The sequence below is a fragment of the Rhizobium sp. G21 genome (genome assembly GCF_014158035.1).
Taxonomy (GTDB): Bacteria; Pseudomonadota; Alphaproteobacteria; order Rhizobiales; family Rhizobiaceae; genus Rhizobium_E.
Genome location: NZ_JACFXW010000002.1, coordinates 410,679 through 433,995 on the forward strand (window position 1 = coordinate 410,679; position 23,317 = coordinate 433,995).

The 23,317-nt window shown below is 63.1% G+C and carries 20 protein-coding genes and 3 pseudogenes; 10 read left to right on the plus strand and 13 right to left on the minus strand.

Translation table 11 applies throughout. From position 1 onward, the window contains the following. Positions 1-56: 56 nt before the first annotated feature. The 3 genes from H2O14_RS23200 to H2O14_RS28010 form a co-directional block, all read right to left on the minus strand. The gene (locus H2O14_RS23200; RefSeq protein WP_182829747.1) at positions 57-827 is read right to left on the minus strand and encodes an enoyl-CoA hydratase/isomerase family protein; all 771 of its coding nucleotides are present in this window, start codon (positions 825-827) and stop codon (positions 57-59) included. A gap of 150 nt (positions 828-977) precedes the next feature. Then, positions 978-1,337 carry a glutathione binding-like protein gene (locus H2O14_RS28005; protein ID WP_312858703.1) on the minus strand — a complete coding sequence of 120 codons (360 nt, stop codon included), beginning with the start codon at positions 1,335-1,337 and terminating at the stop codon, positions 978-980. Next, positions 1,304-1,489 (minus strand): hypothetical protein, encoded by a 186-nt coding sequence (locus H2O14_RS28010; RefSeq protein ID WP_246697733.1) that lies wholly within the window; start codon positions 1,487-1,489, stop codon positions 1,304-1,306. Before H2O14_RS28010 ends, H2O14_RS28005 begins: the two co-directional genes overlap by 34 nt. A 108-nt stretch (positions 1,490-1,597) precedes the next feature. Here H2O14_RS28010 and H2O14_RS23210 point away from each other — a divergent pair, with 108 nt between their 5' ends. Then, a complete protein-coding gene (locus tag H2O14_RS23210) occupies positions 1,598-2,485 on the plus strand; it encodes a LysR family transcriptional regulator (protein ID WP_182829748.1) in 888 nt (295 codons plus the stop codon). Here H2O14_RS23210 and H2O14_RS29620 read toward each other — a convergent pair. Next, positions 2,459-2,674: an ester cyclase gene (locus tag H2O14_RS29620; RefSeq protein WP_409526972.1), complete on the minus strand. Its 216-nt coding sequence runs from the start codon at positions 2,672-2,674 to the stop codon at positions 2,459-2,461. The two genes, H2O14_RS23210 and H2O14_RS29620, sit on opposite strands and share 27 nt — an antisense overlap. 100 nt (positions 2,675-2,774) lie before the next feature. Here H2O14_RS29620 and H2O14_RS23220 point away from each other — a divergent pair. Then, a pseudogene (locus H2O14_RS23220) lies at positions 2,775-3,900 on the plus strand (IS3 family transposase). Positions 3,901-3,956: 56 nt separating this feature from the next. On the opposite strand, the pseudogene H2O14_RS28015 reads toward H2O14_RS23220, so the two are convergent. The 3 genes and pseudogenes from H2O14_RS28015 to H2O14_RS23230 all read right to left on the minus strand — a co-directional run. Beyond that, positions 3,957-4,178 (minus strand): annotated as a pseudogene (locus H2O14_RS28015) (IS5/IS1182 family transposase); the annotation flags it as partial. A gap of 126 nt (positions 4,179-4,304) precedes the next feature. Continuing rightward, positions 4,305-5,291 (minus strand): B12-binding domain-containing protein, encoded by a 987-nt coding sequence (locus H2O14_RS23225; protein ID WP_182829749.1) that lies wholly within the window; start codon positions 5,289-5,291, stop codon positions 4,305-4,307. 217 nt (positions 5,292-5,508) lie between these two features. After that, positions 5,509-5,892 (minus strand): cytochrome c family protein, encoded by a 384-nt coding sequence (locus H2O14_RS23230; RefSeq protein ID WP_182829938.1) that lies wholly within the window; start codon positions 5,890-5,892, stop codon positions 5,509-5,511. 293 nt (positions 5,893-6,185) lie between these two features. Here H2O14_RS23230 and H2O14_RS29060 point away from each other — a divergent pair, with 293 nt between their 5' ends. Then, complete coding sequence (locus tag H2O14_RS29060) at positions 6,186-6,506, plus strand: TspO/MBR family protein (protein ID WP_312858704.1); 321 nt, start codon at positions 6,186-6,188, stop codon at positions 6,504-6,506. Here the strand turns inward: H2O14_RS29060 and H2O14_RS23240 are convergent. From H2O14_RS23240 to H2O14_RS23265, 6 genes are all read right to left on the minus strand, one after another. Beyond that, positions 6,473-6,772 (minus strand): hypothetical protein, encoded by a 300-nt coding sequence (locus tag H2O14_RS23240; protein ID WP_182829750.1) that lies wholly within the window; start codon positions 6,770-6,772, stop codon positions 6,473-6,475. The two genes, H2O14_RS29060 and H2O14_RS23240, sit on opposite strands and share 34 nt — an antisense overlap. Next, positions 6,769-8,001 (minus strand): geranylgeranyl diphosphate reductase, encoded by a 1,233-nt coding sequence (locus H2O14_RS23245; protein WP_182829751.1) that lies wholly within the window; start codon positions 7,999-8,001, stop codon positions 6,769-6,771. The genes H2O14_RS23240 and H2O14_RS23245 overlap by 4 nt, the downstream gene beginning before the upstream one ends. 4 nt (positions 8,002-8,005) lie before the next feature. Continuing rightward, positions 8,006-9,370 carry a BCD family MFS transporter gene (locus tag H2O14_RS23250; protein ID WP_182829752.1) on the minus strand — a complete coding sequence of 455 codons (1,365 nt, stop codon included), beginning with the start codon at positions 9,368-9,370 and terminating at the stop codon, positions 8,006-8,008. 11 nt (positions 9,371-9,381) lie between these two features. Continuing rightward, positions 9,382-10,302 carry a chlorophyll synthase ChlG gene (chlG, locus tag H2O14_RS23255; protein ID WP_182829753.1) on the minus strand — a complete coding sequence of 307 codons (921 nt, stop codon included), beginning with the start codon at positions 10,300-10,302 and terminating at the stop codon, positions 9,382-9,384. A gap of 135 nt (positions 10,303-10,437) precedes the next feature. Next, positions 10,438-11,874, minus strand: coding sequence for a transcriptional regulator PpsR (ppsR, locus tag H2O14_RS23260; protein ID WP_182829754.1), 1,437 nt, complete (start codon positions 11,872-11,874; stop codon positions 10,438-10,440). After that, complete coding sequence (locus H2O14_RS23265) at positions 11,871-12,653, minus strand: cobalamin-binding protein (protein ID WP_182829755.1); 783 nt, start codon at positions 12,651-12,653, stop codon at positions 11,871-11,873. Before H2O14_RS23265 ends, ppsR begins: the two co-directional genes overlap by 4 nt. A gap of 390 nt (positions 12,654-13,043) precedes the next feature. Between H2O14_RS23265 and bchF the strand changes: the two genes are divergently transcribed. From bchF to H2O14_RS23300, 7 genes and pseudogenes are all read left to right on the plus strand, one after another. Beyond that, positions 13,044-13,592, plus strand: coding sequence for a 2-vinyl bacteriochlorophyllide hydratase (gene bchF, locus H2O14_RS23270; RefSeq protein ID WP_182829756.1), 549 nt, complete (start codon positions 13,044-13,046; stop codon positions 13,590-13,592). Continuing rightward, positions 13,589-14,902 carry a ferredoxin:protochlorophyllide reductase (ATP-dependent) subunit N gene (locus tag H2O14_RS23275; RefSeq protein ID WP_182829757.1) on the plus strand — a complete coding sequence of 438 codons (1,314 nt, stop codon included), beginning with the start codon at positions 13,589-13,591 and terminating at the stop codon, positions 14,900-14,902. Before bchF ends, H2O14_RS23275 begins: the two co-directional genes overlap by 4 nt. Next, positions 14,899-16,433, plus strand: a pseudogene (gene bchB / locus H2O14_RS23280) (ferredoxin:protochlorophyllide reductase (ATP-dependent) subunit B). Before H2O14_RS23275 ends, bchB begins: the two are co-directional and overlap by 4 nt. Then, positions 16,408-20,214 (plus strand): magnesium chelatase subunit H, encoded by a 3,807-nt coding sequence (locus tag H2O14_RS23285; RefSeq protein WP_210275583.1) that lies wholly within the window; start codon positions 16,408-16,410, stop codon positions 20,212-20,214. Before bchB ends, H2O14_RS23285 begins: the two are co-directional and overlap by 26 nt. Beyond that, complete coding sequence (gene bchL / locus H2O14_RS23290; RefSeq protein ID WP_182829759.1) at positions 20,177-21,106, plus strand: ferredoxin:protochlorophyllide reductase (ATP-dependent) iron-sulfur ATP-binding protein; 930 nt, start codon at positions 20,177-20,179, stop codon at positions 21,104-21,106. Before H2O14_RS23285 ends, bchL begins: the two co-directional genes overlap by 38 nt. A 22-nt stretch (positions 21,107-21,128) precedes the next feature. Beyond that, a complete protein-coding gene (bchM, locus tag H2O14_RS23295; RefSeq protein WP_182829760.1) occupies positions 21,129-21,845 on the plus strand; it encodes a magnesium protoporphyrin IX methyltransferase in 717 nt (238 codons plus the stop codon). Further along, positions 21,842-23,284, plus strand: coding sequence for a BCD family MFS transporter (locus H2O14_RS23300; protein ID WP_182829761.1), 1,443 nt, complete (start codon positions 21,842-21,844; stop codon positions 23,282-23,284). The genes bchM and H2O14_RS23300 overlap by 4 nt, the downstream gene beginning before the upstream one ends. Positions 23,285-23,317 lie beyond the last annotated feature (33 nt).

Sequence of the window (23,317 nt, forward strand, 5' to 3'; positions counted from 1 at the left end):
TGAGCGTGTCGGACTTCGGCATCTGCGCCGAAGTCCGGCAGTTAGTGAGGATCCTGCTAACCGGTCGCAGCCATCGAGCGGGCAACTTCCGCCGCACTGATGCCTTCGAGAGCGAGGCCATAGCCGCCGTCCTGATCGATGATCCGGCGCAGCTTCTGGGTCAGCGCGATGCGGGTGTAGCTCGAGGTCAGCGGCGGAAGGGCTGCAATGCCCTCGGCGATCTCGTGGGCGCGGGAGAGAAGCCGGTCGGCAGGCACGATCTCGTTGACCACGCCCCAGTCCCTGGCGGTAGCCGCATCGAGCACCTGGCGGGTGAGAATGAAATAGCGGCCTCGGATGCTGCCGATCACTTCCGGCCAGAGCAGGTTGACGCCATCACCGGGCACAATGCCGAAATCGAAATGCGGTTTATCCTGAAAGACTGTTTCGGGCGTTGCGAGGATGATGTCGGTGAGCAGTGCATATTCCGAGTGAAGGAGGACCGGGCCGTTAAGCGCGGTGATCATCGGCACCTCGATGTCGAGGATGTTCATCAGGACCTTGCGGCCCTCACGAAAGATCTTGTCGTAGCCGCGGGGCGAGAAGAAATCGAAGCCCTCGGGACTGATCGCATCCATGAAAGCATCGCCTGAACCAGTCAAGATGACGACTCGGTTTTCGGTGTCGGCGCCGATCTGGTGGAAGAGCTCGACGAATTGCTCATGGGTGTGGCCGTTGAAGACGAGTTTCCCGCCATCGGTGTGCAGCGCGACTTCGAGCACGCCGCTCGGCGAACGGCTAAGGCGGGCATTGGCGAAGGAATTCTTGTAGGTGTCGAACTTTGACATAATGGTTCTCCTGTATGTCGGGATGGATTCGTGGGTGGGAGGATCAGGCGGCGGACACGATGACTTCGACGCGAGCGATGGCCTTCTGGACGGCCGGGCGCGCAGCCACGGCCTCGAACCAGCGGGAAAGGTGCGGACTACGGTCGAGAGTCAGGCCGGGAACTGCAGACGCCACATCCATCCGAAATGAGCGATGTCGGCGATCGTGAACTCCTTTCCAGCCATGAAAGGCTGCGAGGCAAGCTTGGCATCGAGCAGGCCGAGGAGCCGCTCTGCCTCGACGGTAAAGCGGGCCGCGGCGATCGGCTGTGGCTCGGGCGATGAGCGCTTGAAGAAGCCGGCATTGCCGAAAGCAGGGCTCAAGCCCGAGGCGTGGAAGAAAAGCTGTTCAAAGACACGAGTGCGGCCGGCGCCATCCTTTGGCAATAGCTTGCCGGTCTTCTCAGCGAGATGGACGAGGATGGCAGCGCTCTCGGTCAGCACGAAGCCGTCGTCGACCAGGACCGGCACCTTGCCGTTCGGGTTTGAGCGAGGAATGCCGCGGCCTTCTGCGCGCCCAAACGCACGTTGATAGGCTTGAGATCGTAGGGCAACCCCAACTCTTCCAGGGCGATCAGCGCCTTGACACTGTTCGGAGTAGCGAAAGCGTGGACTTCGATCATTGTTTGTCTCCATCGGATCGTGTTCCGTTGAAGACAGGTATGCCCATTCCTCGAATCTTGTGGCAGGCAGCTTGAGGCGATAATGTTTATTCCCAGGGAGAATAGTCGATGGACCGACTGCAGGCGATGAGCGCATTTGTGCGAGTGGTGGAGACAGGCTCGTTCTCGCAGGCCGCGCGACAGATCGGTGTCGGCCAGCCGGCCATCTCCAAGACCATCGCTCAGTTGGAAGACCGGCTGCAGGTCCGTCTTCTTGTGCGTTCGACACACGGGCTGACGCCGACCGACGCAGGCTTGCGCTTCTTCGAGCGAGCTAGGAATGCAATCCAAGAAGCGGATGAGGCCGAACTTGAAGCAAAGGGTGCTGGCGCCGGCCTGTCAGGCCGGCTGCGGGTCTGCGCCGCAACCACCTTTGCCAGGATTATGATACTGCCGCATCTCTCGCAGTTCATGGACAGTCATCCGGATCTTGAAGTGGATGTCATTCTGGACGATCGCCTCATCGACCTCGTCTCGGAAGGGATAGACGTCGGGATCAGGATGGGCGAACTGTCAGACTCGTCGGCGGTGGCGCGCAAACTGGCGACCGGTCGACGATCGGTGGTCGCAACACCCGCCTATCTTGAGCGTCACAGTATCCCGACGGTTCCGGCTGATCTCGCAGCCCATCAGGCTGTCGTCTACACCCAGCTCGGCAACGTGTGGACCTTTACCCGCGAGGGAACGCAGGCTTCGGTAACTGTTTCCGGACGAGCGCGGTTCAGTGCTGCGGAAGGCATCCGCACCGCCGTCCTGTCTCATCTGGGCCTTGTCGTTGCTTCAGACTGGATGTTTGCGCCGGAACTTGCGGACGGGACGGTGCAGCGCGTCCTGGAAGACTGGGAACTTCCGCCAATCGACCTCTGGGCCGTCTTCCCAACCGGCAGGCTGGCAAGCGCGAAAGCGCGCGCGTTCGCTGATTTCGCAGGATCAATCGTTGCTGCGCAAAGCGTGTGACCGAGAATGACAGGGCCTCAATCGCAGCTTTGTCGAGTGCTGACCATATCTGACAATCTTACCGCCTTCGTATTCATAGAAGACGTTTTCGGAAAACTTCACGCGTTTCCCGTTGGCAGGAAGGCCGAGGAACTCGCCGCTCGGGCTAATGTCAAATTCCAGGGCGGCTCGCCACCATTCTGATCGGATACCAGAATGCTTACCTTGAAATGTAGGTCGGGGTAATCCCCCGCGAACTAACCGGGTTCAAAAGTAGAATTTTCTCACAATGATTTTGGAGAAGATTCCGATGAAGACATCACGATTTAGCGACGCGCAGATCATGGCGATCCTGAAGCAGGCCGAGGACGGCGTTCCGGTGGCGCAGCTTTGCCAGGAGCATGGCATGAGCGATGCCAGCTTTTACAAGTGGCGGGCGCGGCTGGGCGGCATCGATGCGTCGATGGTGGCGCAGATGAAGAGCATGGAAGACGAGAACCGGCGGCTGAAGAAGATGTATGCCGAGCTGAGCATGCAGAACGATCTCTTGAAGGAGGCGCTCGGAAAAAAGCGCTGAGGCCGTCTCAACGCAAGGAGCCTCACGGAAAAAGCAAGGCATTTGCCTACCGGCCAAGGGATGGCCACGCAAGCCGTTCAGAACCACAACACCAGTGCGGCGCTCGCGTGCCGGACGTTCTCTATCAGCGAGACGTGCTATCGCTACGGGCGCACGCTCGACAGTGAGAACGATGAGATTGCCGACTGGCTGCTGCGACTGACGACGGCGCACAAGACGTGGGGTTTCGGCCTCTTTTTCCTTTATCTGCGCAATATCAAGGGCTTCGGCTGGAGCCACAAGCGGGTTTACCGCATCTATCGGGATCTGTAATTGAACCTAAGATCAAGCCCAGAAAGCGTCTGGTGCCGGAGCGGCCTGAACCATTGGCGGCGCCCGAGCAGCCCAACCGGACCTGGTCGATGGACTTCATGGCCGATCAGCTCGCTGACGGCCGCTCGTTCTGGACCTTGAACTCATCGACGACTTCAATCGGGAAGGGCTTGGGATCGAGGTCGATTACTCATTGCCAGCCGAGCGGGTCATTCGGTCGCTGAACCGGATCATCGAATGGCGCGGCAAACCGGACGTCAACCGTGTCGACAACGTCCCGGAATACATCAGTGGCACGCTGCGGACGTGGGCCGAGAAACGCAACATCACCATTACCCACATCCAGCCGGGTAAACCCCAGCAGAATGCCCATATCGAGCGCTATAACCGGACAGTCCGCCACGAATGGCTGGGCTGCTTTATCTTCGAGACAATCCAGGAGGTGCAGGATCACGCCACACGCTGGCTCTGGACATACAACAACGACCGACCCAATATGGCCATCGGCGGCATCACGCCGAGGCAGAAACTGAAAATGGCAGCATGAATTCCACTGATCGACCCCGTTAAAAGCGGGGGATTACCCGACTGGCCGTGCATCGATTTGAGGATCGCCAGTCGCGCCACCAGCCGACTCGGCAGCGGCGCATGGCCCGGCGCATCCGTATAGACCGCGCCGCAACGCGCCTCCACAAAGCCCCAATCGATCGCCTGACCGATCTTGACCAGCGGATGGCCCATATCGACGATCTGATCAAGCCGCGCCCGGAACCTATACGACTGCCCGCTGTCTCTACGCTCCCTTGGACATGTCAATGCTCCCATGAACACCCTGCCGGACACAGAGAATCACGATTTGCCATTCCGCGCAATTTGTAAGTTTCTGCGCTCACAACCGCGGAACTTCGCATGAAAAACATTCAGAAGCCGGATATTACCAAGCAAAATCAGCTAACTCCGAATTCTACACGGACGACGAATTAAAATGTCCGCAAGATCCGAACACGGTCGCCACCTGCTACACGCTGCTCGCCAACTGCACCACATCCAGCGCGGAACGCGTGACAAAATGCGCGCCAATCCGCTGAAACATCTTCGGGGCGGCGACGACGGCGGGGCCGCCGAGTGCGATTTTGGTGGCGCGCAGCCGGGGGTGGATTGGACGCGGTCGATCGCCTGAGTGCACTCGGCGATGTCGTCCATGCGACCCACGGATATGCCGAGAAGCTTGTAGGGCCGTCGGGCGAGCCTGGCGTAGAGATCGTCGCCGATTTCGAGATCGCTGCCGCCCTCGACGTCCCAGCCCATGTCTCGAAAACAGGATGCGATGATGGTGACGCCCAACGTATGCGCCGCACCCCGCGTGCAGGCGAGAAGAACGCCGCGTCGTTCCGGCTGTTCGGCTTGGCTGGAATGGGCGGCGTGGGAGACATGGTTCACGATCATTCGAAGGCGGGTCGAGGCGACTGCCACCTGCATGAAATCGGCCTCGTCGCTGCACCAGAGATCGCCCAAGCGCGTCGCAACCGGCGCGAAAAGATGCACCGCCAGGGTCTGGATCGGCACGGATGATCGCAGCAACTCGTCCATCACCGCCCGATGATGCCGCGGATCGGGATGCACGAGACAGGCGAGCAGCGGCTCGCGAAAATCCACGGCCCGCTCCGCGCCGGGCATTTGCCTGGCGAGTGGATGCAGTTCCGGATGAAGACGGAATTCGGGATCATCGGACGGCGGACCACGGCCGTGAAGCGACACGATGTCCGGGTGACTTGCCCCGACAATGCTCGACACCGAGCCGCGGATCGCCCTTTCGAGAATCCGGTGATCGTTTGAATTCAGATGGTTCTCGCCGCAGGCGGCGGAGCCGGTGTTCGACGTTGCGATGGCCGAACTCGCCGGCGAGCGATCGCAACTCTCATTCCCGTTGTCGGCCATGTCCCCCTCCCGGTGATTGGCCTTACCCACGCGTCTCCCTCGCGTACAATCACCATACCCTATCCTTGACCTTTCGCAAATTGCGAAATTGGATATCTGTGTGTCGACCGCGATCTTCGGCCAGTATCCGGCATTTTCCCCGGAGCTCCGGGCCTCGGCGTCTTTAGACCGCATTCGTCGCGTTCGCCCGGAAAGCGCGAACGCGACGACTGCTGTTCTATTTCGCCGCGCTTGCCTGTTTGAGATAGGCGATGACATTGACGACGTCGGCGTCTTTCTTCAGCCCCGGAAAGGCCATTTTCGTGCCTTTCACCAGACCGCGCGGATCGGGCAAATAGGCCTTCAGAAGCGCTTCATCCCAAACCTTGCCCTGACCGAACTCGACCATGGCCTTGGAATATTTGAAGCCTTCCACCGTGCCGGGCTGGCGGCCGATGACGCCATATAGCGACGGGCCGATTTTGGCCTTGTCGGTGTCGGCATTGTGACAGGGCATGCATTTCTTAAACACGTCCATACCTGCGGCGGCGTCGCCGTCCTGAGCCCAGGTCGCCGCGGGGACCGCAGCGATGGCCAGGCTGAAGACGATTATGCGGAACATTGTCATTGTTACCTCCCTTACGGAAGCCTGATGGAAACTGCTTCCGCAGCTAAAGGGTTGAGGGCGTCGCCAGAGCGGCCGGAATGGTCGCTCTCGCATTTGTCACGTTGCGGTTCGGCCGCGAACGTGTAGTCTCTGGCTGCCGATCCAAGAACGGGAGGCCGCCATGGCTGCCATCATCTTCATCGCCATCGTTGTCGCCGCTGCATCGAAGCGGAGCGATTTTCAAGCCCGGCGAATGGTATGACGGTCTGAAAAAGCCGGGCTGGACACCGCCGAAATGGGCGTTTCCCGTGGTCTGGACCCTGCTTTATGCCGGCATCGCCTATGCCGGATGGGTAATCTGGGTGACGACGGGCTGGTCGCCGCCGCTTCTGTTCTGGGGCGCGCAGATCCTGTTCAACGCGTTGTGGTCATGGATCTTTTTCGGCCTTCGCAAGATGAACCTCGCCCTTGTCGACATCGCATTGCTCTGGCTCTCCATCCTCGGTTTCATCGCGACCGCCTGGCCGGTGTCGGTCGCGGCGGCGCTGTTGTTCATTCCCTATCTCGCCTGGGTCACCACAGCGGGATTTCTCAACTATTCCGTCCTTCGCTTAAACCCTTCCGCGTAAGGCTCGGCGCGCAGGATGATGTCGATCCCATGCGCGGCGAGCGAGCCCGCCAGCAGAAGCAGGACCCAGAGCGGGTTTTGTTGCGCGAGGGCGAGGCCGACGGCCAAGAGAAGGCAGGAGCCTGAACAGGCGTTGGCCGCGAGCATCCTGAACCGGCGCAGGGGTTCCGGCGACAGGAGCGAAAGCGCCGCCGTTTCGACCCACAGAACAGCGATCGCGAACGCGCTGATCCAGCCGGAGGTAAGCAGATCGAGGAGAACAGTCATTTCTGGCTCGCCGGGTGACTGAAGAGCTCACGGATATCCTTCAAAAATACGCGCAGATGCGCGAAAGGATCTCGGCGCGATATTTTTTTGTTCAAATAAGATTCCCAGGTCAGACGCTGGACATCCGGATCGGCGCAGAGCGAGACGAATTTCTCGCGCAGCCGATCGCTGCGATACCAGACCGCCTGCATGACGCCGAGGATGAAGAACACGCGACCATGATCCCGCATAAAGGCGCGGCGCGCCTGTTTCAACAGGGCGGCTCGACCTGTGGTGAGGCAGGCGTCCACCGCCTCGGCGCAGAGCCGTCCGCTCAGCATGGCGTAATAGATGCCTTCGCCGGAGGAGGGGGCCACGGTCCCGGCGGCGTCGCCGGTCAAAAGCACGTTGCGGCCGTTGTCCCAGCGCCGCATCGGCTTCAGCGGTAAAGGCGCGCCTTCGCGGCGTATGGTGCGGCAGCCGGCCAGGCCCGACGCCTGCCTGAGCGCTGCGGTCGCCTGACGCAGATCGTGCCCCTTTACGCCCGAGCCGCAACCGACGGAAGTCTGCTTCCCATGCGGAAACACCCAGCCATAGAAATCCGGAGAGATGCGGCCGTCATAGACGACGTCGCAGCGGTCGGCGGCGAAGGCAGTGGGCGCGCAACCATCGGGCGTCTCGACGATCTCATGATAGGCGAAGACATAGGTGGGACGCCGATGAGCGGCGAACATTTGTCGGCGCACCACCGAATTTGCGCCATCCGCGCCGATCACCATTCTGGCGCGCGCTGTATCGCGCGCCGGGATGGAATGACGTTCGCCTCGCGAAAGGGTGAGATCGAGCATGCCATCCGCCGCTTGTTCGAGCGTGTCGAGCCTGCCCTCAAGGAAATACGCGCCCGCGGCAATGGCGCGACCGCGCAGATAGGGGTCGAAGGTGGCGCGATCGACCATGCCGACGAAACCGATATCGCCGATGCGCATCTCCACCGCTCGGCCGGATGGGGCGATGATGCGCGCGCCGCAGGCGCGGGCGACGAGACAGTCTTCGGGGATCGAGAAATCCTTCAAAGCGCGCGACGGAATGGCGCCCCCGCAAGGCTTGATCCTGTTGCAGGGGTCAACGAGCAGGACGGAGCGACCCGCCAATACGAGACGTTCGGCGGCGATCGCGCCGCTCGGCCCGCCGCCGATCACGGCGACGTCGAAGATTTCCGGCCAGGCCTTCGGAACGTCGGTTGCGGACATGGCCTCACTCCGCCGGCTGTATGGATGCCGGATAGTCGGCGTCGGCGATATCGCGGCTCTCCCGCCCCAGGGCGAAGGCGACCGCCGTCGACATGAGGAAGAGCAGAGCCTCGAGGCCGAAAACGAGCGCGAAGGCGGTCTCATCGGCGCCGGTGTAACGCCGGCCGAGATCAAGCGCGACGCTGCCGAGCAATCCGCCGATACCGAAAGAAATCGCCTGGGCCGCTCCCCAGACCCCCATCCGCATGCCGGCATTACCGCTGGCGCCGCGGGTGGCGAGTGTCATCATGGCTCCGATCGCCGCCACGGCGAACACGCCATTCATGAAGCCGAGCGCGAATACATTGACTTGAAGCGGCCAGCGCGGCGCGAGCGTCGCGGCAAAACAAAGCGCGACCAGCGCCAATGCCGAACCGAAGCAGCCGGTGATGATGAAGATTCGGGTGAGATTGGGCAGCCGCCGTCCAAACAGAAAACCTCCGCCGCCGACCAGCGCCATGCCGAGGAACACGCCCATATGCTGTGACCCCGACAGGCGGGTCGATTCACCCGGGCTCATCCCGAACAAGAGGCCCGCAAAAGGTTCGAGGATGAGGTCCTGGGTCGAATAAGCCAGCATCGACAAGAATATGAACAGGGTGAAGAGCCGGGCCTGGCGATCCCGCAACACGTTTTTCAGGCTGTCGCTAAAGCCAGGCTTCGGCGCTGCTGCGGTCTCGTTTGTGATTTCCGGCCGAGCCTCGAGGCGATAAATCGCCAACCATGCGACGAGGAAGGCCGTTGCGCCGGTGGCGGCGGTTACGACCACGAGCCGCTCGGGCGAATAGGGGTCCAGCAGAGTGCCTGTCACGATGGAGGTTACGATGATGCCGAAGATCATCATCATCCAGGTGATCGTTGCGGCGCTGGCCCGGCGTTCCGGGGCTGTCCGGGTGGCGATCAAGGCCAAGAGCGAAGTCCCGCTCGCACCGACGCCCATGCCGATCAGAACATAAGCGACGACGGCGATCGCCAGGCCGGCCAGATGACTGTGGGGAAACAGAAAGGTCGTGGCCGAGGCCAGAACCCCGCCGAGCGCCAGTATCGCCAGCCCGATCAGGATCCAGGAGGCGCGCGACCCGCCGGCGTCGGAACGATGACCCCAGAGCGGACGGGTGATTTGCACGGCGTAGTGCAGGCCGACCAGCAGTCCCGGAACGACGGCGGCGAGACCGAGCTCGACGACCATCACCCGGTTCAGCGTTGAATTGGTCAGCACCACGATGGCTCCGATCGCCGCCTGAACGAGGCCGAGCCTGACGATGTCGAGCCAGCCGAGTCCGGTCGATGTCTTCGAGAAACGGTGAAGGGTCGGTCCGGTGGTCTGCATCGCGATCTCCTTCAGCCAATCGGGAGCGGGATGTCGAGGTGACGCATGCCGAAGGCTGCGATCATCATGCCGCCGACATAGAGGCCGACGCCGATCGACGAATACCAGACGGCGCGACGCACGGGATCGGCGACGAAACGGATCATCAGCGCCGCCTGGATGACCAGCAGGATCGCTGCCGCGAGCGCGTGAGAGGCGAGACCCCAATGCAAAAGCAGCATCGTCACCGCGAGCTGCGGCGCCGCCATCGTGACGGATGCGATGATGGCCGCCGCCCTCGGTCCGTGTCGCGCCGGCAGCGTGGCGATGTTCATCTCGCAGTCGCCGCGGATGGACTTGAAATCGTTGAGCGTGAGAATGCCGTGAGCGCCGACGCCGTAAAGGAGCGCGACGAGCAGGATCGAGCCTGTCGGCGCTCGTCCGGTCATGGCCGTGGCCGCGGTGATCCAGGGCAAGGTTTCATAGCTCAGGCCGACCACGGCATTGCCGATCCAGCCATTTTGCTTGAAGCGAAGGGGCGGGGCGCTGTAGGCCCAGGCGAAGGCGAGGCCGATGAGCGCCGGCAGAAGGACGTGCGGGCCGAGCAGCGCCGCGGCCAGCGCCGAAAGCAGCGACATCGCAATCGCGATCCCAAGACCCCAGCGACCCGGCATCCGACCGGAGGGGATGACGCGATGCGGTTCGTTGATCGCATCGACATGACGGTCGAACCAATCGTTGATCGCCTGGCTCGCGCCGCAGAGCAACGGACCGGCGAGGACGACCCCGGCGATTGCGGCGGCTGCGGCGTTCGCGAAGGTCTCACCCGACGAAATCGCGCCGCACGCATAGGCCCACATCGGTGGAAACCAGGTGATGGGCTTCAGCAACGCGATTACCGCCGAAGGGCTCGGCCAGTCTGCAGGCTGGGTCTGGGTTCGGGTGATCTGCATGTCCGAATGCTAGACGCGGCCACGAGAAGTGTCAATTAAAATTGACAGTGCCATACGGTGTGGACAGTCGTGCAGATTCTGCGCGCGCCGATGGCTCCATCGGACCGAGATTACGGGCAAGGGGAAGAGCGAAGGTCAGTTGGAAGGACGGTAGTCTTCCAGGCCGTGCCGACGGAGCTTGATGTAGAGGCTCTGGCGTGACAGGCCTAGAATTTCGGCGGCGTAGGCGCGGTTGTTGTTGGTCTGGTCCAGAGCCGCTTCGATGCAGATTTTTTCGATCACGTCGAGTGATTCTCGCATCAGGTCTTTCAGCGGCACCTTGCCGACGAGGTTGGCGAAGCCCTCCGCCTGTTCAGGCGCTCCTGGCGTAGGTATGGCGAGTCGTTCGACGGCGATCGGCTGCGTCGCCAGGATCAGTTGCACCTGGCCCGCCTCGGAATTGCGCCTGGCTGAGATTTGCACCGCGCGCTCGCCGGCGAAATTGTCCGTAAGAACCGTCGAGAAGCCGCGAACGATCTGCTCTTCGGCCAGTCGCGAATAGAGAACGTGCATATCGAGCGTCGATTTGCCGAACCAGGATCCGATGTTGCGCCCCAGAACCTGCGCCAGCGACGGAGCATGAACCAGATCGAGGAACAGCGCATTGGCGGCGATCACCTGACCCTCGGCATTGGTCTGCACGGCCGCTTCCGGAAGGTCCGAAAGATCGGCGACGCCGGCGACCAGTTTCTCGACGTGCTGGCGGCGCGCCTCGACAGCGTCGCCGCTCGCCCAGACCGAAACGATCAGATTGGTCGCGCCGTTCTCGCGATAGGAGCGCAGATTGAGAGAGACCGCGTCACCCTTGGAATTCTTGGTGTTTTCGAGAAAAACCGCGTTGGCGCTATGGCGCGCCTCGGCCATGGCGTCGCTGATACGGTCGCGATCCTGCTTGCCGAACAGATCGCGGAACGACCGACCGACGATCCCGCCGCCATTCGCCGACAGCAGAGCGAGCGCGGCGGCGTTCGCATCGAGCACCGTCTTGCGTTCGCCGTCGATCATCAGATGCGCGATCGTCGAGATCCGGAAGGCGGTGCGATAGCGGGCTTCCGCTTCCTGAAGTTCGCGGTAATCGGCCTCCAGATCCATCTGTGTTTCGACCAGGCGCTGCTGGTCCAGCATCTGCTGGCGCAGTTCCCGCCCTACGACGAGGGTGAACGGAAATTCCGGCGCGGCAAACGCCGAATAGAGCACCGGCAGGTCTGGTTTGCCGTCGGACGGATGATTGATCTGGTAGCCGCGCGAATGACGAATCTTGTCGTCTCCCGACAGCATCGCCTCTACCTTGGGGACAGACTCGACCGTCACCAGATCCTGGAGACGCTTGCCGACAGCCTTGGCGAGGCCGTAGCTGCCGATCTCTGGGTCGGACACGAAGACGCGGGAGACTTTATGGGAATGATCGACGAGCATGACGACGTCGGCGCTCAGACCGACCAGCGCCCCGATGGAATCGGCGTCGAGCGATTTGAGCAGGCTTACCGCGACTTCAAAGCCATGCATTGCGCTCGCACCGTTCAGAGGCTTCATCGTTTCAGCCAATCCGTTCCGCGGGCGCTCGCAGCAGTCTTGCGGCCGCTTGTTTTCGCCTGGTGGCCGAACTTTTCCAGTTCGTAGAAACTTTCACAGATCCTAGATGCGGAATAAACGCTGTCACATATGCAGTCAATCCCCAAACGTACAAGAAAATCAACGGACTCCAGCGCCGCGACGCCGCCGGTCACGATTGGCGGCCGCGCATGTGGGCGTTGCACTTTTATCGTGTCGACGAGTTGCGTAAAGGCCGGCCGCAAGCGGATATTGCTCCAGCCGATGCAGACGATATCGGCCTGGTCTATCGCCGTGCGCAGCCGCGCGCCGCGCGCGTCTTCGCCTTCGAGAATGAGGCTCGTCCAGCCAAGCGCGTCGAATAGCAGGCCGAGGAGATGCAGCATCAGCGTATGTTGCTCGCCATAGGGCGTCGTCAGCACCACGAAAGGCGCCGATGCGGCCGCGTGCATGCCCCGATATTCGAACGACAAGGACCGGATCAACTCCTGCAGCCGCGCGACGCCGATGCTGACATCGACAAAGCTGCAATCGCCGCTCACCCAGCGCTGCCCCAGCATGCGGGCGACGGTCTCGATGAAGAGGATTCTCACGAAATCTGGCTGTTCCTGAGGCAGTTCGTCGCGAAGATAGTCGCGCAGTCGCGACGGCCGGACGCGCGGACTGACGATCAAGCGACAGAAATCCGCGAGCGCCAGATCGTAGCGCCGGTCATGCTCCAGCCCGATTTCATAGCGCGCGGCCAGCTTGTCGGCGGTCATCGACGCCACCGTCCCCCAATAATGCGGCGAAGCTCATCCCGTTCGCTGGATAGGAGGTACACGTCCGCTCGATGCGGAGCAAGGGTCGCCCGGCTTTTCAGGCTTTCCGGTCGGGCAAGCGCCCCCGGGGGAACCCTCGTCCCCCTTGATATGAGATCTCATCCATCCAGCCCCGCGCGCGAGCGCCTCCTCACCGATGACGAGCAAATGCGGCTCCGAGATGCAGCGCGGATCCAGCCGTCTTCTGCGCCAGCGAGCATTTCTAGAATGCCAGACTGCAAGCAGATGTAAATGAAAATTTACGTCAACCTAAGTTGACACTGTGGCATTTACAGGACTACTCTCCGTCGTCATCCCAATAGGCCCTAGGGATGCATCCGGGGAGAAGACATGACCACGATGGGCAGGACCGAACAGACGGCGTCCGCTCCCGTTCTCTACACCGAGGAGGAAAGACGGAAGCGCGACGAAAGTGGATGGACCCTGGTTCAGGGCATTCTCGCGCCAATCCAATTCGTCGTGTTCCTGGCGAGTCTGACATTTATCCTGCGCTATATGATCACCGGCAACGGCCTGTTGGCGGCGGAAGTCTCGATCGTCGCCAAGACGTTCACGCTCTACGCCATCATGATCACCGGTTCGATCTGGGAAAAGCAGGTGTTCGGCTGCTACCTCTTTGCGCGGCCTTTCTTCTGGGAAGATGTTTTCTCCATGCTGGTGCTGGCGCTCCACACCGCCTATCTGCTGGCGCTTTTTCTGGGGCTGTTTGGCGATCACGGTCGCCTGTTGCTCGCGCTTGCAGCCTATGCGACCTATGTGTTCAACGCTGGTCAGTTCGTCTGGAAGCTCCGGCTTGCGCGTCTCGACGCCGCGTCGCGGCGGTCGGCGCCTGCGGTCGGTCTCGCCTCCGGGCTCGAAATCCCGGGAGGCGTATCATGACCACGCCCATGATCGATCTCCCGTCGACCGCCTGCGCCAGTCCGCCCGTGGTGCGCGAGCGCGGCCAGCACGAAGTCTTTTGCGGCCTGACCTCGATCATCTGGCTGCATCGCAAGCTGCAGGACGCGTTTTTCCTCATCGTCGGTTCACGCACCTGCGCCCATCTCATGCAGTCGGCGGCGGGCGTGATGATCTTTTCGGAGCCCCGTTTCGCCACCGCCATCATGGAAGAGCGCGATCTCGCCGGCATGGCCGACATGCATGACGAACTCGATCAGGTTGTCGCCCGGCTTCTCGTCCGCAGGCCCGATATCCGCATGCTCGTGCTGGTAGGCTCCTGTCCTTCCGAAGTCATCAAACTGGACCTCGGTCGCGCCGCTGGCCGTCTGAACGGACACTATGCGCCGCGTTGCCGGGTGATCGCCTATTCCGGCAGCGGCATAGAGACGACATTCACCCAGGGCGAAGACAATTTCCTCGCCGCACTCGTCGCGGATGCGGCCAAGCCCGCTGCGCCGAAAGCCCGCGCCCGCTTGGTCGTCGCAGGATGTCTCGCCGATGTGGTGGAGGATCAGTTCCAGCGTCTCCTGGCCGCCATGGGCATTGATGATGTCGTGTTCCTGCCCGGCCGCAGCGCCACTGCCGGGCTCGCCATCGGCCCCGAGACGCGCTACGTGCTGGCTCAACCCTATCTCGGCGCGACGGCGCAGGCGCTCGACGCCCGCGGCGCGCGGCGCATCGACGCCATCTTCCCGCTGGGAAGCGAGGGAACCACGGCCTGGCTTTGGGCCATCGCCGCCGCCTTCGGCATCGACCGCGACCGGTTCGACGCCGTCGTCGCCCAACCGCGCAAACGCGCCCGGCAGGCGATCGACCATTATCGCGGCTGGCTTGCCGGAAAGAAGATCTTCTTCTTTCCCGACTCCCAGCTCGAACCGTCGCTCGCCCGCTATCTTCATCAGGAACTTGACGCGGATATCGTCGAAGTCGGCAGCCCTTATCTGCATCGAGAGCATGTGGCGGGTGAAATCGCGCTGCTGCCGCCCGGCGTGATCGTCTCCGAAGGACAGGATGTCGATCGACAGATCGACCGTTGCCACGCCGCCGCGCCGGATCTGATCGTCTGCGGCCTCGGGCTCGCCAATCCCTTCGAGGCCGAGGGCCGCATCACCAAATGGTCGATCGAATTCGCCTTCACGCCGATCCTGGGCTATGAGCAGGCTGGCGATCTCGCAGAACTTTTCGCGCGCCCGCTGATGCGCAATCACACCCTGACCGGCCGCCCGGCAAATGTGGAGGCGGCCGAATGAAACTCTCCCTGTGGACCTATGAAGGTCCTCCCCATGTCGGCGCGATGCGGATTGCCGCATCCATGCGTGGCGTCCACTACGTTCTTCATGCGCCGCAGGGAGACACCTATGCCGATCTTCTCTTTACGATGATCGAGCGCCGGTCGACGCGTCCGCCGGTTACCTACACCACATTCCAGGCGCGTGACCTCTCAGGCTCCACGGCCGATATCTTCAAGACGGCCTGTCAGTCCGCGGTCGATCGCTTCCAGCCCGAGGCGCTGCTGGTCGGCGCCTCCTGCACCGCCGAATTGCTGCAGGACGATCCCGGCGGGCTCGCCCGCGCGCTGGATATGCCGCTGCCGGTCATTCCGCTGGAACTGCCGTCCTACCAGAAGAAGGAAAACTGGGGCGCGGCCGAAACCTTTTACCGTCTGGTGCGCGCTTTCGCCGGCCCGGTCGCCCGCCCGGCGGAGATCGCGCCAAACAGCTGCAACATTCTCGGCCCCACCGCGCTCGGCTTCCGCTGCAGGGATGATGTCGAGGAAATCCGGCGGCTTCTTACCGACGAGAAATTCGACGTCCGCGTCGTCGCCCCGCTCGACGCCAGCCCTGCCGATCTCGCCCGCCTGCCGGAAGCCGCCTTCAACATCGTGCTCTATCCGGAGATCGCCGACAGCGCGGCGCGCTGGCTGCAGAAGACCCACGGAATGCCTTTCACCACCACGATTCCGATCGGCGTCGGCGCAACCAGGCGCTTCCTCTCTGAGGCGCGCGCTCTGGCCGGGTTTGCGCCGCAGAGCTCAGGCGAAGCGGGGCAGGGCGGGAAAGACCGGCTCACATGGTACTCCCGGTCGGTCGACAGCACCTATCTCACCAATAAGCGGGTCTTCATCTTCGGCGACGCCACCCACGCCATCGCCGCCGCGCGCATTGCTTCGGAGGAACTCGGTTTCCGCGTTTGCGGGCTGGGAACCTATATGCGCGAATTCGCCCGCGACGTCCGTGAGGCCGCCGCCCGCTACGGCGTAGACGCGCTGATCACCGACGATCATCTCGATGTCGAGGCCGCCATCGTCGCGGCCCGCCCCGAGCTCGTGCTGGGCACGCAGATGGAGCGCCATATCGCCAAGCGGCTGAGGGTCCCATGCGCGGTGATCTCGGCGCCGGTGCATGTTCAGGATTTTCCCGCACGCTATTCGCCGCAGATGGGTTTCGAAGGCGCCAATGTCATCTTCGACAGCTGGGTGCATCCGCTCATGATGGGACTGGAGGAGCATCTCCTGCAGATGTTCCGCGACGATTTCGAGTTCAACGACGAGGCCGCCGCCTCGCATCTACATCCGCATGCCGCCGCCGAACAGGTCGATGCGCCCGCGCCTGCCGAGGCGGCGCGGATCTGGACGGTCGACGCCGAGCGCGAATTGAAAAAGTGCCCTTCTTCGTGCGCGGCAAGGCCCGGCGCAACACCGAACTCTTTGCCGCGAGCAAAGGCATTCACCCGATCACCGTGGAGACGCTGTATGATGCGAAAGCCCATTTCGCCCGCTGACAGCACCCCGGTCAGGGTGGTGCTGGTCACATTGGACAATCACATCGCCGCAGCCGTCGACGACGCCCGCCGCGCGCTGGCCCGCGATCTGCCGGGCCTGACGCTGACGGTCCACGCCGCCACGGACTGGGCGGAGGATCCCACGAGCCTGGCCGACTGCCGAGCCGCGATCCTCGCAGGCGACATCATCATCGTCTCGATGATCTTCGTCGAAGAACATGTGCGCGCCATCGCCGACGTGTTGGAAGCCCGCCATCGCGATTGCGACGCTATGGTCTGCTGCATGTCGGCCGGCACGATCATGAAATACACCACCATGGGTCGCTTCCGCATGAGCGACGAGCAGAAGGGGCCGTTGGCGCTGTTGAAGAAGTTGCGCGGCTCGAGCTCGTCGCGCAACGGCCGCGACAGCGGCAAGACCGCCGGCGAGCGCCAACTCGCCATGCTCCGGCGGCTGCCGCAGCTTCTGCGCTTCATCCCCGGCACGGCGCAGGATGTGCGCAATTATTTCCTGACGCTGCAATACCGCATCGCCGCCTCGCACGAGAACATCGCCAATATGGTGCGGCTGCTTGTGGGCAAATATGCGCGTGGCGACCGCAAGGGGCTGCAGGGCCGGATTTCGGTCGGCGATCCCGTCGACTATCCCGAGATCGGGCTCTATCATCCGCGCCTCACGCCGCGGGTCACCGAGCAGCTGAGGGCCCTGCCGCCGCTCGATGCGTCGAAGGGAACTATCGGACTGCTGTTGCTCCGGACCTATATTTTGTCCGGCGACACCGGTCATTACGATCGGGTGATCGGCGCGCTGGAAGCGCGGGGATATCGCGTCCTGCCGGTCTTCTCGAGCGGGCTCGACATGCGGGCCGCGATCAGCCGCTACATGGACCCGTCCGAAGGCGGCCTCAAGGTCGATGCGCTCTGCTCGCTCACCGGCTTCTCGCTGGTCGGCGGCCCTGCTTATAGCGACGCCAAGGCCGCAGCGGAGACGCTCGAAAAGCTCGATGTCCCCTATCTCTCCGCCTTCGTGACCGAATTCCAGTCGAAAGAGGGCTGGCAGGCGTCGACGCAGGGACTGACGCCGATCGAAACGACGCTGATGGTCGCTATTCCCGAACTCGACGGCGCCGTCGGCTCGATGGTCATCGGCGGTCGATCCGATTGCGGCGGCAAATCGAAACCCTGCATCTGCGCCCGCGAACTCGGTCAATGCCCCGAGGGCCGCGCCTGCATGCAGCCGGATGACGAACGCGTCGGCTTGCTGGCTGATCGGCTGGCGGCGATGGCCAATCTCCGCCGCAGCGCCCGGCGCGAGCGCCGCATCGCGGTGACTTTGTTCAACTATCCGCCCAACAGCGGCAGCATCGGAACGGCTGCTTTCCTGTCGGTGTTCGAAAGCCTCTACGAGACGATGCGGCGACTCCAGGCTGAAGGCTATGATGTCGAGACGCCTGAAAGCGTCGACGCCCTGCGCGGCATGATCCTGGAAGGCAATGCGGCGCTTTACGGCGTCGAAGCGAATGTGCATGCGATCATCCCGACCGACGATCATGTCCGGCGCCAGCGCCATCTCGACGAAATCGAGGCGCAATGGGGGACGGCGCCGGGCCGCATTCTCAGCAATGGCCACGGCATTTTCCTGCTCGGCCGGCAGTTCGGCAAGCTGCTGGTCGGTCTGCAACCGTCCTTCGGCTATGAAGGCGATCCGATGCGGCTGCTCTTCGAAGCCGGCTTTGCCCCAAATCATGCTTTTGCGGCCTATTACACCTATCTTCGCGAGGTCTTCCGCGCCGATGCGGTGCTGCATTTCGGCACCCATGGCGCGCTCGAATTCATGCCCGGCAAGCAGAGCGGACTATCCTCGACCTGCTGGCCCGACCGCATTCTCGGCGCGCTGCCGAACTTCTATCTCTATGCCGCCAACAATCCCTCCGAAGGCTCGATCGCCAAGCGTCGCTCGGCCGCCACGCTCATTTCCCACCTGACGCCGCCGGTCACGCAAGCCGGGCTCTACAAGGGGCTGAGCGAGCTGAAATCGAGCCTCGACCGCTACCGCGCCACAGCGCCCGATGCATTGGTCGAGCGCGAGACACTGATCGCGCTCATCCGCGTCCAGGCCGAGCAGTTGGACCTCGCCGGCGATAACGCCCAAAGCAGCGACGCGCCCTTCATCCAGGAGATCCTGCGCGCGGTCAATGAGCTCGAATATGCGCTGATTCCGCATGGTCTTCATGTCGCGGGCCGTCCGATGGACAGAGCCGAGCGGCTCGATATGCTCGCGCATGTCGCGGCGGGCATGGAGGATGCACCCGGGATCAAGGATGACGCCGACCTGTTGTCAGCGATCATAGATGCCGACGAGGCGCGCATCGCCGCTATGATGCGACAGGCGGATGAAGGCCGGAAGCAAGCGGTCGTCCGGCTTTCGGCGCTGAATGCCGGACTTGCGGAAAACCGCGAACTCGATGGGCTCGTCCGGGCGCTCGATGGGCGTTTCGTCATGCCGTCGCCTTCCGGTGATCTCCTGCGCACGCCGGAGCTTCTGCCGACCGGGCGCAACATTCACGGCTTCGATCCCTTCGGCATTCCGAGCGCCTTTGCCGTGCAGGACGGCGCGCGCCAGGCCGCGCGCGTGCTCGACCGCTACATGAAGATCGACGGCCGCCTGCCGGAAACCGTGGCGATGGTGCTGTGGGGCACCGACAATCTCAAGACCGGCGGCGCGCCGCTCGCCCAGGCCATGGCGCTGATGGGCGCGACGCCGAAGCTCGATTTCTACAATCGCGTCTGCGGGGCGATCCTGATCCCGCTCGAAGAGCTGAAGCGCCCACGCATCGATGCGGTGGTGACGCTCTCCGGCATCTTCCGCGATCTCCTGCCGATCCAGGCGAGCATGCTGGCCGAAGCGAGCTATCTCGCCGCCGCCGCCGATGAACCGGTCGAAATGAATTTCATCCGCAAGCATGCGCTCGCCTATTGCGAGAGCCATGGCTGCGATATCGAGCAGGCCGCCTATCGCGTCTTCTCCAATGCGGACGGCGCCTATGGGGCCAATGTCAACATGCTGATCGCGTCGTCCGCCTGGTCCGACGACGAGGAGATCGCCGACACTTATACCAGCCGCAAGAGCTTCGCCATCAATCGCAAGGGCAAGACCAGCCGGCAGACGGAGGTTCTCGACGCCATGTTGGGCGAGGTCGACATGGCCTATCAGAATCTCGAATCCGTCGAGGTCGGCGTCACCACGATCGAGAACTATTTCGACACGCTGGGCGGGCTCACCAAGGCCGTCAACCGCGCCAAGGGCGGCGGGGCTCTTCCGGTGTTCATCTCCGACCAGACCAAGGGCGAGGGCAAGGTGCGGACGCTCGGTGAACAGGTGGCGCTCGAAACCCGCACCCGGACGCTGAATCCCAAATGGTTCGAAGGCATGCTCAAGCATGGCTATGAAGGCGTGCGCCATATCGAGACTCAGGTCGCCAACACGCTCGGCTGGTCGGCGACCACCGGCGGCGTCGATCCCTGGGTCTACCAGCAGATGACCGAGACGTTCATGCTGGATCCGGCGATGCGCCGTCGGCTGTCGGCCCTCAACCCGGCCTCCACCGCCCGCGTCGCGTCGCGTCTCATGGAGGCGCATGAGCGGAATTACTGGCAACCCGACGCCGAAACGCTCGCCGCTCTCAGGCTGGCGGGCGAAGAACTGGAAGACCGTCTCGAAGGCGTGGTCAGGAGGCTGCCCAATGAATATCTTCACACACGCCAAGACAGCCGAACATGACGCGCGCGTCGCCCGCAAGCTGCGGGAGCGCGCCGATGGCGAGGGCAGCGTCCAGGTCCATCTCGACCCGACAATGGAAATCGAAGGAGCCAAGGTCTTCGCCGTCTATGGCAAGGGCGGGATCGGCAAATCCACCACCTCGTCGAACCTCTCGGTCGCCTTTTCCAAGATCGGCAAGCGGGTGCTGCAGATCGGCTGCGACCCCAAGCACGATTCCACCTTCACGCTCACCAAGAGCCTGATCCCGACGGTGATCGATGTCCTGGAAAAGGTCGACTTCCATAGCGAGGAACTCCGGCCCGAAGACTATGTGGTCGAAGGCTATAACGGCGTGCAATGCATCGAGGCGGGCGGTCCGCCGGCCGGCACCGGCTGCGGCGGTTATGTCGTCGGCCAGACCGTCAAGCTTCTCAAGGAGCATCACCTGCTCGACGACACCGATGTGGTGATCTTCGACGTGCTGGGCGATGTGGTCTGCGGCGGCTTCGCGGCGCCGCTTCAGCATGCCGAACGCGCCGTGGTGGTGGCCGCCAACGATTTCGACTCCATCTTCGCGATGAACCGCATCGTCGCCGCCATCAAGGCCAAGTCGCGCAATTACGAGGTCCGTCTCGGCGGCGTCATCGCCAATCGTTCCCGCGAGACCGATCAGATCGACCGCTACAACGCCGCGATCGGGCTCAAGCGCCTCGCCCATGTGCCGGATTCCGATCATGTCCGGCTGAGCCGCCTCAAGAAGAGCACGCTGTTCGAGATGGGAGACGCCCCCGAGATCAAGGGAATCCAGGCTGAATATATCCAGCTTGCCGAACGGCTCTGGGCCGGCACGCCGGCGCTCGAAGCCGAGCCGATGAAGGATCGGCAGATCTTCGAATTTCTCGGTTTTGAATGAGGCGCGGGCGGGAGGACAGACGATGACGCAGGCCGACTACACGCGCAGGACCGGAGAGATCGAGCACTATTTCGATCGGACGGCATTCGACGCCTGGAAGAGGCTCACGGGCGACCAGCCGGTGAGCGGCATTCGCGCCACCGTGCGCAAGGGCCGCGATGCGATGCGCCGTACGCTGGTCGACTGGTTGCCGCAGGATTTGACCGGCTGGCGCATTCTCGACGCGGGCTGCGGTTCAGGGGTCATGGCGGTGGAACTGATGGAGCGCGGCGCCGATGTGCTGGGCATCGACCTCTCGGCGCAGATGGTGGCGTTCGCCCGCCAGCGCGCCTTCGATCGCCATGCCGGCGGCGGCCCGCGCCATGGCTCGGTGCGTTTTGAGAGCGGCGACATGCTCGACCCCCGCCACGGCCGCTTCGACGCCATCGTCGCCATGGACGTCCTGATTCACTACCGCCCGGCGCAGGCGAGCCGTCTCCTCGAGCAGATGGCCGCCCGCACCTCGCGCAAGCTGATCTTCACGCTGGCCCCCGGCTCGCGCCTGCTGCGCACCATGCTTGCGGCGGGCCGCGTCTTCCCGCGCGGCAACCGCTCGCCGTCGATCTATCCGGTCGACGCCAAGTGCCTCGTCGGCGACCTCGTCGCCAAGCCCGACATGGCCGCGTGGTCGATGGGTCGCAGCCAGAGGATCGCGATCGGGTTTTACACCTCTCAGGCCATGGAGGTGTCACGGTCATGAGCGTCGGCGCCGCAAATCGCAGGCTCATCGGTCTCTGGCAGCGGCTGGGCGTGCGCTTCATGCCCTTTGCAGATGCGGCGACGGAAGACATGCCGCTGTCGAGGCTGTTGCGATTGGCGCTGTTCCAGGTGTCGGCCGGCTGCGTGATGGTGCTTCTCAACGGCACGCTGAACCGGGTGCTGATCGTCGAGCTCGATGTGCCCGTCGAACTGGTCTCGGCTGTGATCGCCATTCCGGTTCTCGCCGCCCCGCTTCGGCTCATCTTCGGTTACAGGTCCGACACCTATAAATCCGTGCTCGGCTGGCGGCGCGTGCCCTATGTCTGGCTCGGCAGCCTGCTGCAATTCGGCGGGTTAGCCATCATGCCTTTTGCGCTGCTGCTGCTTCAATCGCAGACGGTGGGGCCGGAATGGGCGGGGGTGGTCGGCGCCTGCCTCGCCTTCATCCTCACCGGTTTCGGCATGCATATGTCGCAGACTGCGGGCCTGGCGCTCGCCAGCGATCTCGTGCCGGCTGAAAAGCGCCCGCGGGTCGTGGCGCTCCTCTATGTCATGCTGCTCGTCGGCATGATCGGCGCTTCGGCCTTCTACAGCATCGCGCTCGTTGATTTTTCGCCCAAACAACTGATCCAGGTCATTCAGGGCACGGCGCTGTTCACCATCGTCATCAATGTGATCGCCATCTGGAAGCAGGAGGCGCGCAACCCGCGGGCGACGGCCCCGGATCGCGACCTCACCGGTTTCTTCGAGGCTCTCGACGCCTATCGCAGCGATCCTGGCACGGTGCGGCTGCTCCTCGCCGTCGCGATCGGCTCGGCCGCGTTTTCGATGCAGGATATCCTGCTCGAACCCTATGGCGGCGAAATACTCGGCATGTCGGTGGGGCGCACGACCCTGTTGACGGGGCTCTGGGCACTGGGCGCCATGGCGGGTTTCGCCTGGGCGGCGCATAGCCTCCAGCGGGGCGCGCCGATGTATCGCATCGCCGCACGCGGTCTGCTGATCGGCATCGTCGCCTTTTCGGCCATCATTCTCGCCGAGCCGCTCGAATTGCAGGGGCTCTTCTATGCCGGGGCGGGCTGCGTCGGTCTGGGCGGCGGCCTCTTCGCCGTCGGCACCTTGTTGGCGGCGATGGCGATCTCGGATCGTTCGGAGAGCGGCATCGTGGTCGGCGCCTGGGGCGCGGTCCAGGCCACCGCGATCGGCTGCAGCCTGCTCGCCGCAGGCGTCATCAAGAACATGGTCAACATGCTGGCGCTCAACGGCGTTTTGGGCGAGGCCATGGCGACGAGGGCGTCCGGCTATCTCGTCGTCTACGGCGTTGAAATTCTGCTTCTCTTCGTCTGCCTGGCGGTGATCGGTCCCCTGACGGGGCGGCGTTACCAGCGGGCGGATCACGACAGTGACATGCGTTTTGGCCTGGCGGAACTGCCCGGCTGAAAGCCGGCGCGCGCCATCTCTTGGAGGGACAAT

Coding starts and splice junctions, on each gene's coding strand:
- ppsR (WP_182829754.1), bottom strand. CDS start 11,874: ATGAAGCCTCTGAACGGTGCGAGCGCAATGCATGGCTTTGAAGTCGCG.
- H2O14_RS23240 (WP_182829750.1), bottom strand. CDS start 6,772: ATGACTGTTCTCCTCGATCTGCTTACCTCCGGCTGGATCAGCGCGTTC.
- H2O14_RS23200 (WP_182829747.1), bottom strand. CDS start 827: ATGTCAAAGTTCGACACCTACAAGAATTCCTTCGCCAATGCCCGCCTT.
- H2O14_RS23210 (WP_182829748.1), top strand. CDS start 1,598: ATGGACCGACTGCAGGCGATGAGCGCATTTGTGCGAGTGGTGGAGACA.
- H2O14_RS23285 (WP_210275583.1), top strand. CDS start 16,408: ATGCGAAAGCCCATTTCGCCCGCTGACAGCACCCCGGTCAGGGTGGTG.
- H2O14_RS23245 (WP_182829751.1), bottom strand. CDS start 8,001: ATGTCCGCAACCGACGTTCCGAAGGCCTGGCCGGAAATCTTCGACGTC.
- H2O14_RS23225 (WP_182829749.1), bottom strand. CDS start 5,291: ATGGCCGACAACGGGAATGAGAGTTGCGATCGCTCGCCGGCGAGTTCG.
- H2O14_RS23230 (WP_182829938.1), bottom strand. CDS start 5,892: ATGTTCCGCATAATCGTCTTCAGCCTGGCCATCGCTGCGGTCCCCGCG.
- H2O14_RS28010 (WP_246697733.1), bottom strand. CDS start 1,489: ATGATCGAAGTCCACGCTTTCGCTACTCCGAACAGTGTCAAGGCGCTG.
- H2O14_RS23250 (WP_182829752.1), bottom strand. CDS start 9,370: ATGCAGACCACCGGACCGACCCTTCACCGTTTCTCGAAGACATCGACC.
- bchM (WP_182829760.1), top strand. CDS start 21,129: ATGACGCAGGCCGACTACACGCGCAGGACCGGAGAGATCGAGCACTAT.
- H2O14_RS23300 (WP_182829761.1), top strand. CDS start 21,842: ATGAGCGTCGGCGCCGCAAATCGCAGGCTCATCGGTCTCTGGCAGCGG.
- bchF (WP_182829756.1), top strand. CDS start 13,044: ATGACCACGATGGGCAGGACCGAACAGACGGCGTCCGCTCCCGTTCTC.
- chlG (WP_182829753.1), bottom strand. CDS start 10,302: ATGCAGATCACCCGAACCCAGACCCAGCCTGCAGACTGGCCGAGCCCT.
- H2O14_RS23275 (WP_182829757.1), top strand. CDS start 13,589: ATGACCACGCCCATGATCGATCTCCCGTCGACCGCCTGCGCCAGTCCG.
- bchL (WP_182829759.1), top strand. CDS start 20,177: ATGAATATCTTCACACACGCCAAGACAGCCGAACATGACGCGCGCGTC.
- H2O14_RS23265 (WP_182829755.1), bottom strand. CDS start 12,653: ATGACCGCCGACAAGCTGGCCGCGCGCTATGAAATCGGGCTGGAGCAT.